This is a genomic window from Deinococcus sp. YIM 134068 (assembly GCF_036543075.1).
Classification (GTDB): domain Bacteria; phylum Deinococcota; class Deinococci; order Deinococcales; family Deinococcaceae; genus Deinococcus; species Deinococcus lichenicola.
This window is the reverse complement of record NZ_JAZHPF010000012.1, coordinates 15,567-31,001: the sequence shown is the minus strand read 5'-3', so window position 1 is coordinate 31,001 and position 15,435 is coordinate 15,567. Positions and strand designations below refer to the sequence as shown.

15 protein-coding genes are annotated in these 15,435 nt (G+C 72.2%); 2 read left to right on the top strand and 13 right to left on the bottom strand.

Annotated features, from left to right (window positions below):
- Positions 1-42: 42 nt before the first annotated feature.
- The 9 genes from V3W47_RS12425 to V3W47_RS12385 form a co-directional block, all read right to left on the bottom strand.
- Positions 43-3,357 (bottom strand): SMC hinge domain-related protein, encoded by a 3,315-nt coding sequence (locus V3W47_RS12425; RefSeq protein ID WP_331825536.1) that lies wholly within the window; start codon positions 3,355-3,357, stop codon positions 43-45.
- A gap of 111 nt (positions 3,358-3,468) precedes the next feature.
- Positions 3,469-4,011: a GerMN domain-containing protein gene (locus V3W47_RS12420; protein WP_331825535.1), complete on the bottom strand. Its 543-nt coding sequence runs from the start codon at positions 4,009-4,011 to the stop codon at positions 3,469-3,471.
- A complete protein-coding gene (locus V3W47_RS12415; protein ID WP_331825534.1) occupies positions 4,008-5,432 on the bottom strand; it encodes an N-acetylmuramoyl-L-alanine amidase in 1,425 nt (474 codons plus the stop codon). The genes V3W47_RS12420 and V3W47_RS12415 overlap by 4 nt, the downstream gene beginning before the upstream one ends.
- Positions 5,433-5,464: 32 nt before the next feature.
- Positions 5,465-5,896: an SsrA-binding protein SmpB gene (smpB, locus tag V3W47_RS12410; protein WP_331825533.1), complete on the bottom strand. Its 432-nt coding sequence runs from the start codon at positions 5,894-5,896 to the stop codon at positions 5,465-5,467.
- Between the two features lie 183 nt (positions 5,897-6,079).
- Complete coding sequence (locus V3W47_RS12405; protein WP_331825532.1) at positions 6,080-6,778, bottom strand: DUF2259 domain-containing protein; 699 nt, start codon at positions 6,776-6,778, stop codon at positions 6,080-6,082.
- A gap of 125 nt (positions 6,779-6,903) precedes the next feature.
- The gene (locus V3W47_RS12400; protein WP_331825531.1) at positions 6,904-7,404 is read right to left on the bottom strand and encodes a hypothetical protein; all 501 of its coding nucleotides are present in this window, start codon (positions 7,402-7,404) and stop codon (positions 6,904-6,906) included.
- 214 nt (positions 7,405-7,618) lie between these two features.
- A complete protein-coding gene (locus V3W47_RS12395; protein WP_331825530.1) occupies positions 7,619-8,251 on the bottom strand; it encodes a ComF family protein in 633 nt (210 codons plus the stop codon).
- Position 8,252: 1 nt separating this feature from the next.
- A complete protein-coding gene (locus tag V3W47_RS12390) occupies positions 8,253-8,795 on the bottom strand; it encodes a hypothetical protein (RefSeq protein WP_331825529.1) in 543 nt (180 codons plus the stop codon).
- A gap of 180 nt (positions 8,796-8,975) precedes the next feature.
- On the bottom strand, positions 8,976-9,185 hold the full coding sequence (locus V3W47_RS12385) for a hypothetical protein (RefSeq protein ID WP_331825528.1): 210 nt from the start codon (positions 9,183-9,185) through the stop codon (positions 8,976-8,978).
- Positions 9,186-9,360: 175 nt separating this feature from the next.
- Here V3W47_RS12385 and V3W47_RS12380 point away from each other — a divergent pair, with 175 nt between their 5' ends.
- Entirely contained in the window at positions 9,361-9,654 is a 294-nt protein-coding gene (locus tag V3W47_RS12380) for a hypothetical protein (RefSeq protein ID WP_331825527.1), read from the top strand.
- 53 nt (positions 9,655-9,707) lie between these two features.
- On the opposite strand, the gene V3W47_RS12375 is transcribed toward V3W47_RS12380, so the two are convergent.
- From V3W47_RS12375 to gatC, 4 genes are all read right to left on the bottom strand, one after another.
- Positions 9,708-10,112, bottom strand: a complete 405-nt coding sequence (locus V3W47_RS12375) for a hypothetical protein (protein ID WP_331825526.1) — start codon at positions 10,110-10,112, stop codon at positions 9,708-9,710.
- Between the two features lie 70 nt (positions 10,113-10,182).
- Positions 10,183-12,138, bottom strand: a complete 1,956-nt coding sequence (locus tag V3W47_RS12370; protein WP_331825525.1) for a trypsin-like peptidase domain-containing protein — start codon at positions 12,136-12,138, stop codon at positions 10,183-10,185.
- A 427-nt stretch (positions 12,139-12,565) separates the two neighbouring features.
- On the bottom strand, positions 12,566-13,843 hold the full coding sequence (gene serS, locus V3W47_RS12365; RefSeq protein ID WP_331825524.1) for a serine--tRNA ligase: 1,278 nt from the start codon (positions 13,841-13,843) through the stop codon (positions 12,566-12,568).
- A complete protein-coding gene (gene gatC / locus V3W47_RS12360) occupies positions 13,843-14,133 on the bottom strand; it encodes an Asp-tRNA(Asn)/Glu-tRNA(Gln) amidotransferase subunit GatC (RefSeq protein WP_331825523.1) in 291 nt (96 codons plus the stop codon). The genes serS and gatC overlap by 1 nt, the downstream gene beginning before the upstream one ends.
- Before the next feature lie 78 nt (positions 14,134-14,211).
- Between gatC and V3W47_RS12355 the strand changes: the two genes are divergently transcribed.
- Positions 14,212-15,432: a toxic anion resistance protein gene (locus tag V3W47_RS12355; protein WP_331825522.1), complete on the top strand. Its 1,221-nt coding sequence runs from the start codon at positions 14,212-14,214 to the stop codon at positions 15,430-15,432.
- Positions 15,433-15,435: the final 3 nt, after the last annotated feature.

The window sequence follows — 15,435 nt, the reverse complement described above, 5'->3', positions numbered from 1 at the left end:
ATGGTGGAACCGGAGGATTACGGGAACGTAACGGGCCGTCTCTTACCGCGCGGGGGCCTCCTCCGCCTGCCGGATACTCAGGACGCGGCTCGCGCCCGTCTGGTCAGTCGTGACGCCCCAGAGCGCGTGCGCGACCTCCATCGTCGCCTTCTGGTGGGTGACGAGGAGGAACTGAGCGCCGCGCGCCGAGAAGCGGTCCAGAAAGGCGGTGAAACGGCGGATGTTCGCCTCGTCCAGCGGGGCGTCCACCTCGTCCAGCACGGCGAGGGGGAGACCCCCGGCCCCCTCCCCGGCAGCACCGCCGTCGCCGCCCGCGTGGTTGAGGGCGAAGAGGAAGCCCAGGCCCGCCATCGTCCGCTCCCCGGCGGACAGCAGGCTCATGGAGCGGGTGCGCTTGCCCTTCGGCTGCACGGCGAGGCGCAGGCCCGTCAGGCGTCCGGCCTCGTCGTGGTCGGGTTCCAGTTCGCCCTGCCCGCCGAGGAGTTCGGCGGAATACTCGCGGAAGGCGGCGTTCACCCGCCCGAAGGCCGCGCGGGTGGCGAGACCCTCGGCCACCTCCAACTCGGCGAGGTGGGCGCGGAGTTCGGCGGCGGCCCCCTCGGCATCGTTCAATTCAGCGTTCAGACGTTCTAGCTCGGCATTTTCGGCGGCATGGTCGGCCTCGGCGCGGGCGTTCACGGGGCCGAGGCTGTCCAGGTCGGCGCGGGCGCGGCCCAGTTCCGCCGTCCACTCGCGGGGCGTGCCGGGAGGCGAGCAGCCGTCGGGGAGGGGTTCGAGGCTGCCCTCGCGGCGGGCGATCAGCAGGCGCAGGTCCTCCAGCCGGGCACGCGTCTTGTTCTGCTCCCCGATGACGGAGGTGTAGGCCTGCGCGGCGGCGTCGCGCTCCCCCTCCGCGCGGGCGAGTTCCCCCTCGTCCAGGGTGCCCAGGGCCGCCTCCCGCCTCCCCACCTCGGCGGCGGCACCTGTGAGGTGGGCGTCCTGTGCTTGGGTGGCCTCGGCGTTTGCGTTCAGGCGCTCCCCCAGATCGGCGGCGCGGGCGCGGGCGGTGCGAAAGGTGCGCCACGCGGCGTCCAACTCGCGGCCCAGGGCAAACGTTTCCAACGCCTCCCGCTCACGGGCGCGGTCATTCTCAGCCTGCGCGCGGGCTTCGAGGAGGGCGGCTTCGAGGTTGGCGGGATCGGCAGCCTCCTCAGCAGGGGGAGGAGTGGGCGTTTCGGCGCTCACGCGGGCGAGCAGGCGGTCGCGGTGCGTCCCCAGACTGCGGGCCTGCGCCTCCAACTCCGTGACCCGGCGCTCGGCCTCGCGTTCCTCACGGGCGGCGCGTTCGCGGGCGGCGAGAAGAGCGTCGTGAATCTCCGCGTCGCCGCTGAGCGTGGCCCGCACCCTCTCCAGTTCGGCAGTCAGGCGGACGGTCTGCCGGTCCGTTTCCTCCAACTCCAGGTCTATTTCCTGAAACCGGCGCTGGTCGGCGAGGACGCTGAAGCCCGCGTCGCGCAGGCGTCCGCCCGTGATCGCGCCGCCCGCCTCCAGCAACTCGCCCTCCAGCGTGACGAGGCGCGGACGATTCGGATGCGTGCGAGCGAGACGGTTCGCGGCGCGCAGGTCCTCCACGACGAGGGTATCGGCCAGAATCGCCTCCCCCACGAGCGGCGGGTCGGTCGGGCACAGGTCGGCGAGGTTGCCGATCACGCCCGCCTCGCGGAGCAGGGCACCGTCACGGCGAGGGCGAGCGCGAATCAGGTCAAGGGGGAGGAAGGTCGCCCGCCCGCCAACCCGCTTGAGTTCGTCGATGATCCCCCGCGCATCCTCGCCCGTCCCCACGACGATCTGCTCCAGGCGGCGGCCCAGCGCGGCGGTCACGGCGGTCTCGTACTCGGCGGGCACGCTGAGGAGGTCGGCGACCGAACCGACGATGCCGGGGTGGTCCAGCCGCAGGGCGTTGCGCGCCCCCTCGCCGTAGCGGGCGTAGGAGTTGAGCGACCCCTCCAGACGCTCGCGCTCCCGGCGCAGGGGGGCGACGCTGGCGCTCAGGCGGGCAAGCTCGGAGGTGAGATGACGCTCGTGGGCCTGGGCCTCCGAGCGGCGGCGGGCAAGCGCGGCGTACTCCTCCTCGGCGTGTGCGCGGGCGTGGGTCGCCCCCTCTAGCCGTTCGCGGGCGGCGGCCAGCCCTTCCAACGCAGACTCCAGATTCCCCTCGGCCCGCTCCAGCTCGGCCCCCAGCGTCTCGCGACTGGCATCGGCCCGCGCGGCAGCTTCGGCCACACGGGCGGCGGCGGCGCGGGCACGGGTAAGGTCGGTGTCCAGCGTGCGGGCGCGGCGCTCGGCGGCCTCGGCCTCGCGGCGGGCGGTGGTGACGGCGGCCTCCAGCGCGGGGAGGTCGGGCGCGTCCCCCTCCGGCGGATGCTGGGGAAGGGCGGCGAGTTCGGCACGCAGCCGCTCGGCCTCGGTTCGGAGATGGGCGTCGTACCGCTCGGCCTGCGCGTGGGCGTCTCTCGCGGCGCGCAGAGCATCGAGCGCCCCGGTGAAGGCGTCCCGGCGGGCGCGGGCCTCCCCCACCGCGTCACGGGCGACCTCCACCCGCGCGGCGGCGGCCTGCACCGTCACGGCGAGGGCGGCGCTGCGGGCGTCGAGCGCGGCGGCCTCGGCGCGGGCCTGAGTGAGTTCACGGCTCAGCGTGGACTGCCGTTCGCGTCTCAGCGCGTCTTCCAACGTCAGGACGCGGGCGGTCAACGCCCGGTGGAGACGGGCGGCCTCGGCGGCGCGGGCCAGCCGCTCCACCCCGGCGGCACGTTCGGCCCACACGAGGCGCAATCCCTCCAAGTGGCCGTCCGCCTCGCGCAACCGCGCCTCCGTCTCCTGCCGGGCCGAGACGGCGCGCGACAGCCCGGCGGCCTCCTGCACGTAGCCCAGCAGCGTGCGCCCCTCCGCCCCCACGACGCCGCTCACCTCGCCCTGCCCGATCACGGCGAGGCCGCCCGGCCCCAGCCCGGTGCCCCGCAGCGCCGATTGCACGTCGCGGGCGCGGACGGGCCGACCGTTGAGGTCCTGCTCGCCCGTGCCGTCGCGGTAGACGCGGCGCGCGACGTTGACCCGGCCCCCCTGGGTTCGCAGCTCCAGCTCCACCTCCGCCAGCCCGACCGGGGCCTTGCCGCCGCTGCCGTGGAAGATCAGCTCCGTGCCGCGCCCGGCCCGCAACTCGCGCGCCCGCGCCCCGTGGGTAGCCCAGCGGATCGCCTCCACCACGTTGCTCTTGCCGCTGCCGTTCGGCCCGATGACGGCGGACACGCCCGGCCCGAACTCCAATCGGGTGCGGTCGGCGAAGCTCTTGAAGCCCTGAAGGGTGATGCTGTGGAGCATGGGGGGACGGCGGGGGGTCGAGGAGTCGAGGAGTCGAGAGGTCAGAACGGTGTCCGCCCCTCTCGACGGCTCGACCTCTAGACCCCTCGACCTCCCCTCACCCGTCGGCCCTCACCCATCCGCGCAGTCCTGCCGCGTGTACGGCTCGCGCAGGTCCAGCCGCCCGAGCGTGTCCACGTTCTGTCCGCCCACGAGGAAGGTCACGTCCTGGCCGCGCGCCTCCAGCAGGGTGCGGGTGAGGGTGCACAGGAGCATCCGCTCGCCGCTCGTGCCGTACTTGAGGCGGAGATAGGCGTCGGGGAGGTTGACGTAGTAGTGGGCACCGCGCAGGTAGACGCGGGGGGCGGGGGTGCCCTTCGGGACGACGGGGAGCGAGCCGGAGGCGGTCGGTCCCTGCGCCCAGACGTTCAGGGCGGCCTGCGAGACCGCGCTGGGGTTCTCCTGCACGACCTGCACGGTGCGCGACTCGGGCTTGAGGGTCTGCACCTGCGCGTCGGTGAAGTAGACCCTGACTTGCACGCCCCGCCGCTCGGCGAGTTCGAGGGCCGGGGCACGGGGCGTCTCCGGGGGACGCTGCACCTCCTGGTAGGCGAAGGCGGCGGCGGCGAGCAGCGCGGCGCTCACCACGTTGAACAGGGAAAACAGCCGCCTCACGGCCTCGCCCCGGCCTGGGAGGTGGGGGCCTGCCCGGCGTTGGAGGCCCGCGCCGTGAGGTAGGTGGCGACCGAGCGCGCGACGGCGACGGACATCGCCTGGAGGCGGGCGTCCACCTCCAGCTTCGCGCGGTCCTCGGCGTTGCCCGCCCAGCCCATCTCCAGCAGCAGGGCGGCCTGCGGGGCCTCGCCGAGCGTGAGCACGCGCGTCACGTTCTGCTGCTGCGCGGTGCCCAGCCCGCCGCCGCGCAATTCACCGCGCAGGAGTTCGGACAGCCGCCGGGTGCCGCCCGCCCCCGCCACCGCGAGGTTGGCATAGGGGGGCTGGGCACCGCCCCGCACGGCGTTCACGTACTGGTTGGTGGCGCGGCCCGTCGGCTCGTACACGGTGACGCCGCCGCGCTTGGCACCGGGAAAGCGGCCCAGGTCGAGCGCGAGGTACACGTCGCTGCGCCGGGCGAGGGCGAGCTTCTGGTTGATGCCGAGGGCGGTCCCGGTGTCGCGCGTCACCTTGACCTGCCACCCCGCCTGGCTGAGCAGCTCGGCGGCGCGGCGGGCCACGTCGAGCGTCACGTCGCGGCCCAGCCCGGTCACGCGGGCGGGGTCCAGCACGATCAGGGGCCGGGTGATGCGGTCCACGAGCGCGGGCACGGTGCGCGGCACGCCCGGCCCGGCGTCCACGACGAGCCGCGCCCCGCCCGTCCGCACCACCCGGTAGACCCGGTAGCCGCTTCCCTGCGGGAGGGTGAAGCTCAGGGTGAGGTCGTCGCCCCGGCGGGCCACCTCCGCCCGTGGCACGAAGGCACCGCGCGTGGTGTAGCGCCGCGCCTGGCCCCGCACCCCGCGCAGGGTGACGGTGACGGTCGTGCCGCGCAGCTCGTCGGTCACGGTCGCGTCGCGGCTGAGGTCGAGCACCAGCCGGTCGCTGTCCGCCCCCGCGCGGCTGCTCACCCCGTAGAGGAGGGCGGGCCGCACCTTGAACACCCCCGCCTCGTAGGTTGCCCCCAGCCCACGCGCCAGCGTGTCGAGCGGCAGGTAGAGGGTGCCGTTCACGAGGGTCGCCGTGCGCGCCCGCACCCGCACCGCGTCGAGCTGCACGGTGTTGAAGTCCGTCGTGGCCCGCTGCTGGTCCTCGTCGATGGGCAGCAGCAGCGTGTGCCCGAACGCCTCCACGCGGGCGACCCCCGGCCCGGCGGGTTCTGTGGCGGTCGGCTCCGTCCCCTCCAGCGTGACGGGCACCTCGGGGAGGTCGCGCGTAACCCGCACCACGCCGCCCAGCACCTCCGCGCTCGCGTAGTCCGCCCCGTACAGGGTGATGCTCTGCACCGACGCGCCCGCGAGATTCAGGCGACCCAGGGTGATCTGTGCCCCCGCCAGCCCCGCGCCGAGGAGCGCCGCCGAGAGCAGCAGCGGCCTGAGCATGTGCGCTCCCCGTCCCCTTCCCGCACCCCTCCTCATAGCTCCCGCAGTTCCCGGCGCATGGTCTTCTCGGCCTCGGCGCGGCGCTTGTCGTGGAGCTGCTTGCCCCGCGCGAGGGCGAGTTCGACCTTGAACACGCGGCCCTTCGGGTACAGGCGGGTGGGCACCAGCGTCAGGCCCTTTTGATCCAGCGCCCGGCGCAGCTTGCCGATCTCCTCGCGGTGCATCAGCAGGCGGCGGGTGCGGCGCGGCTCGTGGTTGTTGTACGTCGCCTCCGTGTAGGTCGGAATATACAGCCCCTCCAGCTCCACGTTGCCGTTCGCAATGCGCGCGAAGGCGTCCCGGAAGTCCACGCCGCCCGCCCGGATACTCTTGACCTCGCTCCCCGTCAGGCTGATGCCCGCCTCGAAGCGGTCAAGCAGCTCATATTCGTAGTGCGCGCGGCGGTTCGTGTACACGCGGCGCATTCTAGCAGGGCACCCAGAGGGGGGAATGGAGCGTCCGGGGCGGGGTGGGGACAGGGAAAAGAGGACGTGTTTATCGGCGTTGAGGGACGGTGAGCCAGCAGCGCCTCAATTTCCTCATCAGAGCAGAAAACCCCGTCTTCTCCGGTGTCTTTCGGGCGACTGGTGTCTGGCAACTGGCGACCTTCACCGTAGCGTCGCCGCCACCACCAGCGGCTCCGCGTTCGGTCCCTCGAAGCCCACGGTATAGGCACGCAGCACAAACACGGCGCGGTTGCCCCGCACGTCCACCCGCTCCAGCGCGTAGCGGGTCGCGCACTGCCTGGACGCGGGCAACACCCGGTCGGCATGGACGACCTGCCCGCCCACGACGAGGGTGAACCCGGCGGGCCGCTCCCCCTCCGGCAGCAGGTCAGGGTAGGGGCAGGAGGACGGCAGGGGACGCACGCTCAGGCGCACGGGCACGGGGCGCGTCCACAGGCGGACGGGGACGGTCGCACTCGCCCCCGCCGCCACCCCTTCCGTCCAGACGGGCGCGAGGACGGGGAAACGGCGGGCATAGACGGGCCGCGAGGTTCGCCCCGGTGTCAGCCCACTTCGGGCGAGGAGACTACGTTCCCGCCTCAGCAGCGAGGCGACGACCCCGGCTACCGTCCCCGTCTGCGACACCTCCGCCACTGCTCGCACGGTCCGGCCTGTCCCCGTGTCCACCACCGTCAGGGCCGCCGCGCTGAAGCCGCTGCCGTCCTGTACGCCGCCCGTGACGACGAGCGCCCGCGTGCTGTTCGGCGAGAAGGCGACGCGCCGCACGTCGGGCCGATTGCCCGCCTCGGCGACCGGGGCGAGCGCGAGCAGGGCCAGCAGGGCGGTCAGGTGGCGGCGCATGGCTCAGGGTAAGGGGTGGGCGGCGGAGGTGGTCACACGCCCCCTCACCCCGGCCCTCTCCCACGGGGGAAGCCGACGAACAGGCTCAGGCACCTAGAAACCGGGCCGCTCAACTCCCCCTCGCATCAGAACCGGACGCTCGCCAGCACCTTGCTGAACAGCGCGTTGCTCGCCGCGAACCGGGCGGGCGTGTCCGTCACCTGGAAGGAATAGAGGTTCTTCGCCCCATTGCCGAACCAGATGCGGAGGCGCAGGCTGCCCTGCGGGTGCGTCAGGGCGTACTCGCGCTCCACGCCGCCCACGCCGCCGTAGCGGGCGGGACGGCTGCTGATCTGCTTCAGCGTGCCGCCCGTGCCCTTCACGCCCGACTCGAACCCGGCGAACTCGGCGTTCACGTCACCCGTCTTGCCGTTCTTCGGGCTGAACAGCAACCGGATCAGGGTGGCGGGCTGGGTCTTCGCGGAGACGACGCTCACGCCGCCCGCGCCGTCGCCGAAGTTGGCACCGAGCCACCCTTTGGGCAGACTGACGGTGAAGGGCAACTTGGGGTCCTTGAAGGGCACGAGCGTCTGGGCACCTGCGCCTCCCAGCAGGAGGGCAGCGGCGAGGGCGAGGGGAAACTTCATACCCCGCACCGTAGCGCACGGCGATGAGGGAAGCGTTGCGCTGGAGGGGAGATATTGGGCAGGCGTTGGGCGGTGATGCGGTGGGCGACCCCTCAGTCAGCTTCGCTGACAGCTTCCCTCAAGGGGAGCCTTTGTTTTGCCTCCCTTTGAGGGGAGGTGCCCCGAAGGGGTGGAGGGGTCGCCCCCGGCTGAGTCAGCCATCCGGGCAGGAACGTCAGCGCGCCACCACCGCGAACCGCACCTCCCGCACCCCCGCCGCGTGCAGCGCATCCCGGCAGGCGAGCAGCGTGCTTCCAGTTGTCATCACGTCGTCAATTAAAAGGACCGGACCGGACGGCAGGCGGCGGGCGTCGGCGGCGAAGGCCCCGGCGAGGTTGGCCCCGCGCTCGCCCGCCCGTTTGAGGGCCTGCTGCTCGGTCGCGCGGGTGCGGCGCAGGGCGGGCACGCTCGGGACAGCCAGAGCGGAGGCGACCACCCCGGCGAGGAGCGCGGCCTGATTGAACCCCCGCTCGCGCTCGCGGCTGGGATGCAGGGGCACGGGCACGACCGCGCGCACGTCCCACTCCGCCGGAACGCCCGCCGCCAGCGCCCCGCCGAGCGCCCCCGCGAGGTCGCGCGCCCCGCCGAACTTCAGCGCCCGCACGGCCCGCCGGGTCACGCCCCGGTACGGCCCCAGCGTGACGAGGTGCCCCTCGGGCCGCGCCCACAGCGGCGAGTACGCCTCCACGCGGGGCACGAGGCGGGCGCGGCACCCGGCGCACAGTCCCGCCTCCCGCCCGAGCTGGGCGTCACAGCCGGGGCAGGAGCGGGGAACGAGGGCGCGCAGCAGGCCCTCAAAGACGCTCACCCTACACCCGTCCGGCGGCGGCGAGTTCGTCCACGAAGAGGGGCGGCGTGGTTGCCTCCACCCGCTTCCACACGCCCGCGAGCGCGTCGGGGTCGAGCATGGGCGCGGCCAGCGTCAGGCAGGTGAGGTGGTGGGCGCACACGAGCCGCACGCCCGTCTCCCCCAACCGCTCGCGCTCGGCGGGCGTCAGCAGGGCGGCGAAGGCGTCCGGGTCGCCGAGGGCGGGGTGACTTCCCTGCCGGATAGCCCCGCGCAGGAAGGCGGCGACCTCGGAGGGGTTGAGCCAGAAGCCGAACATCAGCTCGTCGGAGAGGGCGTCGAGCCGCCGCATCCGCAGGGGGTGGAGGCCCTGGCGCACCAGCCCCCGCGCGAGGTCCTGCCGCTCCATGCGCCGGGCCGCGTACTCGGCCAGGGTCAGCGGCTCGCCGGGCGGCGCGACCCGGCCCCCCACGGCGGCACGCAGGCGGTACGCGAGGACGTACCCCTGGAACTCCAGCAACATCTCGTTGACCCCACTGCTGGCACTGGCCCCGTCGCGCGTCACGCCGGGCATTGTAGGAAGGCGGGCGGCGGCGACACCGTGAGCGGCGGCCCGGAGTCGCGGGCTGTGAATGTTCTGCCACTGGGGAAAGTGAAAAACGTCAGAAGACATCAGAAGACAAAAGAGGCTCTCTGGCGACTGGAAGCTGGCGACTGGCGACTCATGGACCACAGCTGTCCTCCGTCAGCTTCCGGAGTCCAGCTCCGTCTCGAACGACCGGATCATCGTCTTGGGGATGCGGGCCACGCGGCTTTGCCCGTTCTCGCGGAAGGCCACGTTCAGCGCGTTGCCCGGCCCCTCGAAGGCGGCGCGGGAGGCGGTGGCGTCGGCGTTCGTGACGCCCTCCAGCCGGAAGGTCTTGCCGTCGGTGTAAGTGATGACGATGGCGGCCATGCCGCAGGGTAACGCTTGAGCTTTCCTTGAGTTTGGCACGCCGCACCCCCCGACGGGGGAGGTGGGACAAAGGACACTGGGCGGGCCTCTAGGCTGTGCCCAGCGCGAAAGCTCAGCGGTGCCGAGGCCGGGGACGGACCGAGGCGGGTCTTTTGCCACTGGAGGAGTGAGAGGAATGCAGCAACTCAGGCGTGCCCACCACTTCGAATACCGCGACCACCGGGGCGTGGACCGTGTGGGCGTGGTGGACGTGTGGCTGAGCGCCGGGGAGGACGAGGCCGTCCTCGTGCTGCGAGACCTCGTTCAGGCCGACGCCGACGAGCAGGCGCGGCGGGCGGTCCACACCCTCTTCCACACCTGGCTTCCCTACCTGCTGCGCCCCGACGCCAGCGTGAGCGTTCTCGTGCTGCGTCCCCGTGAGGACGAACAGATGAAGGCCCGCGCCTTCGTGCTGCCGCTGAGCGCGTAGCAGGGGAGCGGCCAGCCGCCAGCTTCCAGCAAAACACGAGAGTTTAAAGACACTCACTCCAGCACGTACTTCACGCCCTCCTCGAAGGCCACGCGGTCCACAGCGGCACGCGGCAACACGGCGTTTCTCCGCCACGGCATCCACTCGGTCGCGCCCGTCGTGGAGCGCAGGAAACCGTGGAGGCCCACCTCGATGCTGCGGGCCTCGCCCCCGAGCCACGCGGCAAGCAGGGCGCGCACCGCCTCCGGGTCGCGCAGGGGACCCATCAGCCGCGCGGAGGGCACCGGCCCCGCCGGGTCGCCGTGGGGCGCGTACAGGTCCACAGTGAAGCCCTCGGCGGCGCGCAAGGCGGCCAGCGCCTCCTCGCGGGGCAGGGGCCGGGTGAAGGTCACGTGCAGGTCGAGGTCGAAGCCGCGCACGCCCTTGTCGGTGCGGGAGGAGGCAGGGGGCTGGGTCATGGGGGCAGGGTAGCGTTCCCGTCCGCAGCCGAAGGCCGTTCAGAACGGGGGGTGAAGGTAGCTCAACGCCCTACCGCCCCAGCCCCTCCGTGAAATCCACCTCCGCGCCCCACTCCGGGCGGTCGATCAACGGGTTGCGGTTGCCCTGCTGCTCGAAAATGGCGGCGTTGCGGTGACGCTCCCAGTCGCCGGGCGGGTTGCCCGTGTGCCACGCGAGAAGGGTCTGGAGGTGGCGTTCGCCGTATTGACGCACCACGCCGGGATACCGCAGCAGGAAGTAGAGGGTCGCGCGGGCGGCGGCCCCCTTGCCGTGGGCAGGTTCGAACTCGCCGGGTTCACGCCTGCCGCAGTCGCTCCGCAGGGCCTCGCCGTAGTCGGGGAAGTCGAAGTAGGGCGTGTTGCCCCGGAAGGAGTTGCAGTCAGGTTCGCAGGCGAAGAGATGGTGGAGGTCGCCGCGCATCGGCTCGCGCTTGCCGAACCACGACTGGGGAACGACGTGTTCGCAGTTGTACGGGAAGGCGTCCTCCAGCGTGTCCGCCCCCAGCCCCTCGCGGGCGGCTAGCGTCAGGCGGCGCTCCCGCGCGGCGCGGTCGGCGGCGATGAACTCGTCCGGCGCGTGCTCGCGTCCGCTGTAGAGGCTCCGCAGCCGTCCGTCGGGCCAGAGGTCCACCCAGGGGTACACCTCGTCCGACGGGTCATAGCCCGGTTTGCGCGTGTGCGTCCGCGTCACGAGTTCCGAGAGGGCGAGGAAGCGGGCCTGGGGGGTGCCGGTTGGAAGGTCGGCGTAGTAGGCCGCCGCGCGCTCGTCGTCCTGCGGGTCGAGGTAGGGGCGGTCGCCGGGCGCGGGGGTTGGGGGCGTGGGCTGCTTCGCCTCGCCGCCTACGCGCAGCCGCAGGGTCACGGGCAGGCTCACCGCGCCGTCCGCGCCGGGGGTCAGGGTGCCGAGGTCCAGCACGCGGGCGGCCTCGGTCGGGGAGGAGGGGCTGGGCTGGACGGACGGGGCACCGACCACGGGCGGGCGGTTGGCGGCCAGCACCCCGGCGACGAGGGGATTGCCCACCGCGTCCGGGCGGGTCCGCAAGTCCTCCACGATGCGGCTGACGCGCACGCCCTCGTTGGCGATCCAGTCGATCACCGTGTCGGGGTCGCCGGGCCGGGCGGGCTGGCCGTCGCGGCGCAGGGTCCGGCCCTGACCGTCGGTGCGGGGAACGCCGCTGTGGTGCAGGGCCACGACCTCCCACGCGTCGTTGAAGACGGGGCTGCCGCTCGATCCCGGTGCCGTGTCCGTCTCGTAGTGCAGGAAGTCGGGCAGCAGATCGACCAGCCGGTTCTCGCGCAGCGCGACCTGCTTCGGCTCACCGCCGGGGTGCTGGACGATGCTCAGCGCCTCGCCCACGAGCACCTTGCCCGTCGTGCCGATCAGCGGCAGCCACCCGAAGGGGGAAGTGTCGCCCTGCACGGCGACGAGCGCGTAATCCAGCGCCTCCGAGGTCAGGAAGAGCGTGTCGGGGTCAAGGCTGAGGGTCACAGAACGGGATGGGGTGCCGTCCGCGCGCAACTCGTAGTCGAACTCGACGACCGCCGTGCGCGCGTCCTGTGCATCCTCCAGCACATGCTGGTTGGTCAGGAGGGTATGGGGGCCGCATAGCCAGCCCGTGCCGTAGCCCACCGTCCGCCCCGACGCGCCACGCAGCACGACGCGCCCCACCGCCCGCGCCGCGCTTCGGGCGAGGTCGAGGTAGGCGACGCCGAGCAGGTCATTCCTCCCCAGCAGCCGCTCCAGGCCGAGCCGGGTGTCCTCCGGCATCCGGGCCGCGATGCTCCGCCCGTCCTCGTGGCCCTCGGCGAGCGAGCGCGCGTCGGGCAGGGGCACGCCGAGGCGGGTGAGGCGGGTCAGGGCGCGGGCCTCGGAGTCGGCAGCAAGGGGGCCGCCCACGTTCAGGCGCTCGCGGGTATCCGCCCGCTCGTGGTCCCGTCCGAGGAAGCGGGCCTGCGTCTGCGCCAGTACGTCACGCGGAGTGTCCATGCGGCCCAGGCTAAGGGGTCGGGGGGAGGAGGGCGACGGGGGAAACCTTTCATCCCGCCCCCGACTGGCCGGGACCGCACGAAAAGACGCCAGGCCGACCGACCTGACGCCCCGATAGCGGAGAGGAAAAGGGCGCAACCGGGGCAGCGAGAGGGCTTTACCTCAGGGCTTGAATGAGGGCCGCCAGCCCACTGAGCGCCGCACCCATCGCCGTAAGGATCACGGCGATTTCAGCAGGCTTCAGTGGCTTCCGGCGGGGTTTTTTGGTAGGCTTGCGGTGTCTAGCCACAGCCACCACCCCCTTTCTGAAGCGCCCGGAGTCACGATCCGGGCGCTTCCACGTCCGGTGTTGGTCCCTCTGCACTTTCCCCGGTTGTCATGCGCCCCGTCCCTTGCGGGACCCCTTGATCTTACTGGAAGTCGCGGCTCACCGCATCGGCACGCCCAGCACCTCGCGCCCGCCGAGGTAGGAACGCAATGCCGCCGGAACGCGGATCGTCCCGTCCGCCCGCTGGTGGTTCTCCAGCAAGGGGACGAGGATACGCGGCGTGGCGACGCCCGTGTTGTTCAGGGTGTGGGCGTACACGAGTTTTCCCGCCTCGTCGCGGTATCTGAGGCCGGTGCGGCGGGCCTGCCAGTCGCCCAGGTACGAGCAGGAGTGGGTCTCGCGGTACTTCTCCTCGCTGGGGACCCACGCCTCCAGGTCGTACATCAGGACCTTGCCCGCGCCCATGTCGCCCGTGCAGTTCTGGACGACGCGGTAAGGCAACTCCAGCGCTCGCAGCAGCGCCTCGGCGTTCTCCAACAGCACGCCGAACCAGCGCAGGCCCTCGGCCTCATCGGCGCGGCACAGGACGTACTGCTCGACCTTGCGGAACTCGTGGACGCGGATCAGCCCGCGCACGTCCCGCCCCGCCGACCCGGCCTCCGAGCGGAAGGCGGCGCTGATCGCGGCGTAGGCCATCGGGAGCTGATCGAGCGAGAGTTGCTCGCCCGCGTACAGGCTGTTGACCGGAACTTCTGCCGTGCCCGCCAGCATCAGCTCCTCGCCCTCGATCTTGTAGACCTGATCCTCGCCGCCGGGGAAGTGGCCCGACCCGACGAACGTCTCCGGGCGCACAAGGGCGGTGGTGCTCAGGGGCGTCAGGCCGCGCCCGCGCAGGAAGTCAAGCGCGAACATGAGGACGGCCATCTCCAGCAATGCCGCGTCCCCCTTGAGGAGATACGAGCGGCTGCCGCTCACCCGCGCCACGCGCTCCGGGTCGGCCCAGCCCTGCCGTTCGAGCAGTTCGACGTGATCGAGCGGGGGAAAGGCGAACGCGGGCGGCGTACCCTCGCGCCGAAGCTCCACGTTTTCGCTGTCATCCTTCCCCACCGGGACCGAGGGGAGGGGGATGTTGGGCACGCGGAGGAGCAGTTGCCGAAGCTGTTCCTCGTGGGCGCGCAGGGCGGGTTCGAGGGCCTTGATCTCTTCGGACAGGTCCTTGCCCCGCTGGATGAGGGCGGGGCGCTCCTGCGGAGTGGCCTTCGGCACGACCTTGGCGTTCGCATTGCGCTCGGTCTGCATCGCCTCCACGCGCTGCTTGAGGGCCACGAGGTCGCGGTCGAGGCGCAGCAGTTCGTCGAGGTCGAGGTTGATCCCCTTGACCTCGATGGCGTGCTTGACGGTTCCGGCGTTCTCGCGGATGAACTTCAGGTCCAGCATCAGTCCTGCTCCACCGTTCGGGGCACGCGCACGAAGCCGCCTTCCATCTCGGGGGCGAGGGCGGCGACCACCTCGGGGCCGAACCGTTCGCCGGGCACGTCCTCGCGCAGCACGTTCACGAGGTCCACGGGGCGCTGCATCTCCTCCACGCCGTCCGTGTCCACAGCGCGAAGTTGCTCGAAGTAGCCCAGGATGCTGTTGAGGTCCGCTCGCATGGCCTCACGCTCCTCTGGCGTGAGTTCCAGCCGCGCGAGGAGCGCGAGGTGGTCAAGTTGGGCCGCGTCGATCATGGCAAGGAGTATAGGGGCGGCCCGCCTCACCGCCTCACCCGGCGCAACCCAACTCACCTTCGGGCCGTACTGTGACCCATGAGCGACCCCAAGCCCGATCCCCTCACGCCCCCCGAGTCCCTGATGACCGCGCCCGCCGCCGTGTCCCCCGTGGCGGCTGGAGACGCCCCCGAGATGGTGCCCCTCTCCCCGGAGGACCGCGCCCGGCTGGACACGATGGCCCGCGCCTTCGTGGAGGACGTGCTGCGGGCGGGCACCCACGGCGAGACCTTCAAGCGCAAGCTCGACAGCGTGCATGACCTCGGCCTCAGCGAGCAGCGGTCAGCGGCGCAGGTGTCCAACCGGATGCTCGAACGGCCCCTGCGGGCGACGAAGGCCGGGGCGCTGGCCGAGGGCAGCTCCATCCTGAAGGGCCTGACCGACCTGCGCCGCACGGTGGAGGACCTCGACCCCAGCCGCACGCCGACCGTGCGCGGCTTCTTCGGCAAGCTGCCCGGCGGGCGCAAGGCGCAAAACGCACTGGACCGCTACCAGAGCGCGCAGACCCACCTCAACGCCATTCTGGAGGCGCTGTACCGGGGGCAGGACGAGCTGCGGCGCGACAACGCCAGCATCGAAACGGAGAAGGTCCACCTCTGGGAGACGATGCAGAAGCTCCGGCAGTACGCCCACGTCGGCAAGGCGGTGGATGACGCCCTGACCGCCCGCCTGGGCACGCTGGAGGCCACCGACCCGGACAAGGCCCGCGTCGTGCGCGAGGAACTGCTGTTCGCCGTGCGCCAGCGCGTGACCGACCTCCTGACGCAACTCGCGGTGAGCATCCAGGGCTACCTCGCGCTCGACCTCGTGCGGCGCAACAACCTCGAACTCATCAAGGGCGTGGACCGCGCCACGACGACGACCGTGAGCGCCCTGCGAACCGCGATCATGGTGGCGCAGGCGCTGGGCACCCAGCAGGCGGTGCTCGGGCAGGTCACGGCGCTGAACGACACGACGGGCAACATGATCGCCTCTACCGCCAGCCTGTTGCGCCAGCAGTCCACCGAGATTCAGCGCCAGGCGGGCAGCGCGACCGTGAACCCGGAGGTCATCCAGGCCGCCTTCCGCGACGTGTACGGGGCGCTCGACGCCATCAGCACCTACCGCACCCAGGCGCTCGACCGCTTCAAGGACACCATCGGGGTCCTCGACCGCGAGGTGAAGCAGGCCCAGACGTACCTCGACTGCGAGCGGCAGGGCGCGGCGCGTGAGGTGGCGCAGGGGCTGGACGTGACGGAGAGGGGCGACCTGAAGCTGTAGGGG

Excerpts from the sequence above, each read along its gene's own strand:
- V3W47_RS12425 (WP_331825536.1), bottom strand. The coding sequence starts at position 3,357 with ATGCTCCACAGCATCACCCTTCAGGGCTTCAAGAGCTTCGCCGACCGC.
- V3W47_RS12415 (WP_331825534.1), bottom strand. The coding sequence starts at position 5,432 with ATGCTCAGGCCGCTGCTGCTCTCGGCGGCGCTCCTCGGCGCGGGGCTG.
- smpB (WP_331825533.1), bottom strand. The coding sequence starts at position 5,896 with ATGCGCCGCGTGTACACGAACCGCCGCGCGCACTACGAATATGAGCTG.
- V3W47_RS12405 (WP_331825532.1), bottom strand. The coding sequence starts at position 6,778 with ATGCGCCGCCACCTGACCGCCCTGCTGGCCCTGCTCGCGCTCGCCCCG.
- V3W47_RS12400 (WP_331825531.1), bottom strand. The coding sequence starts at position 7,404 with ATGAAGTTTCCCCTCGCCCTCGCCGCTGCCCTCCTGCTGGGAGGCGCA.
- V3W47_RS12385 (WP_331825528.1), bottom strand. The coding sequence starts at position 9,185 with ATGGCCGCCATCGTCATCACTTACACCGACGGCAAGACCTTCCGGCTG.
- V3W47_RS12380 (WP_331825527.1), top strand. The coding sequence starts at position 9,361 with ATGCAGCAACTCAGGCGTGCCCACCACTTCGAATACCGCGACCACCGG.
- V3W47_RS12375 (WP_331825526.1), bottom strand. The coding sequence starts at position 10,112 with ATGACCCAGCCCCCTGCCTCCTCCCGCACCGACAAGGGCGTGCGCGGC.
- V3W47_RS12370 (WP_331825525.1), bottom strand. The coding sequence starts at position 12,138 with ATGGACACTCCGCGTGACGTACTGGCGCAGACGCAGGCCCGCTTCCTC.
- serS (WP_331825524.1), bottom strand. The coding sequence starts at position 13,843 with ATGCTGGACCTGAAGTTCATCCGCGAGAACGCCGGAACCGTCAAGCAC.
- gatC (WP_331825523.1), bottom strand. The coding sequence starts at position 14,133 with ATGATCGACGCGGCCCAACTTGACCACCTCGCGCTCCTCGCGCGGCTG.
- V3W47_RS12355 (WP_331825522.1), top strand. The coding sequence starts at position 14,212 with ATGAGCGACCCCAAGCCCGATCCCCTCACGCCCCCCGAGTCCCTGATG.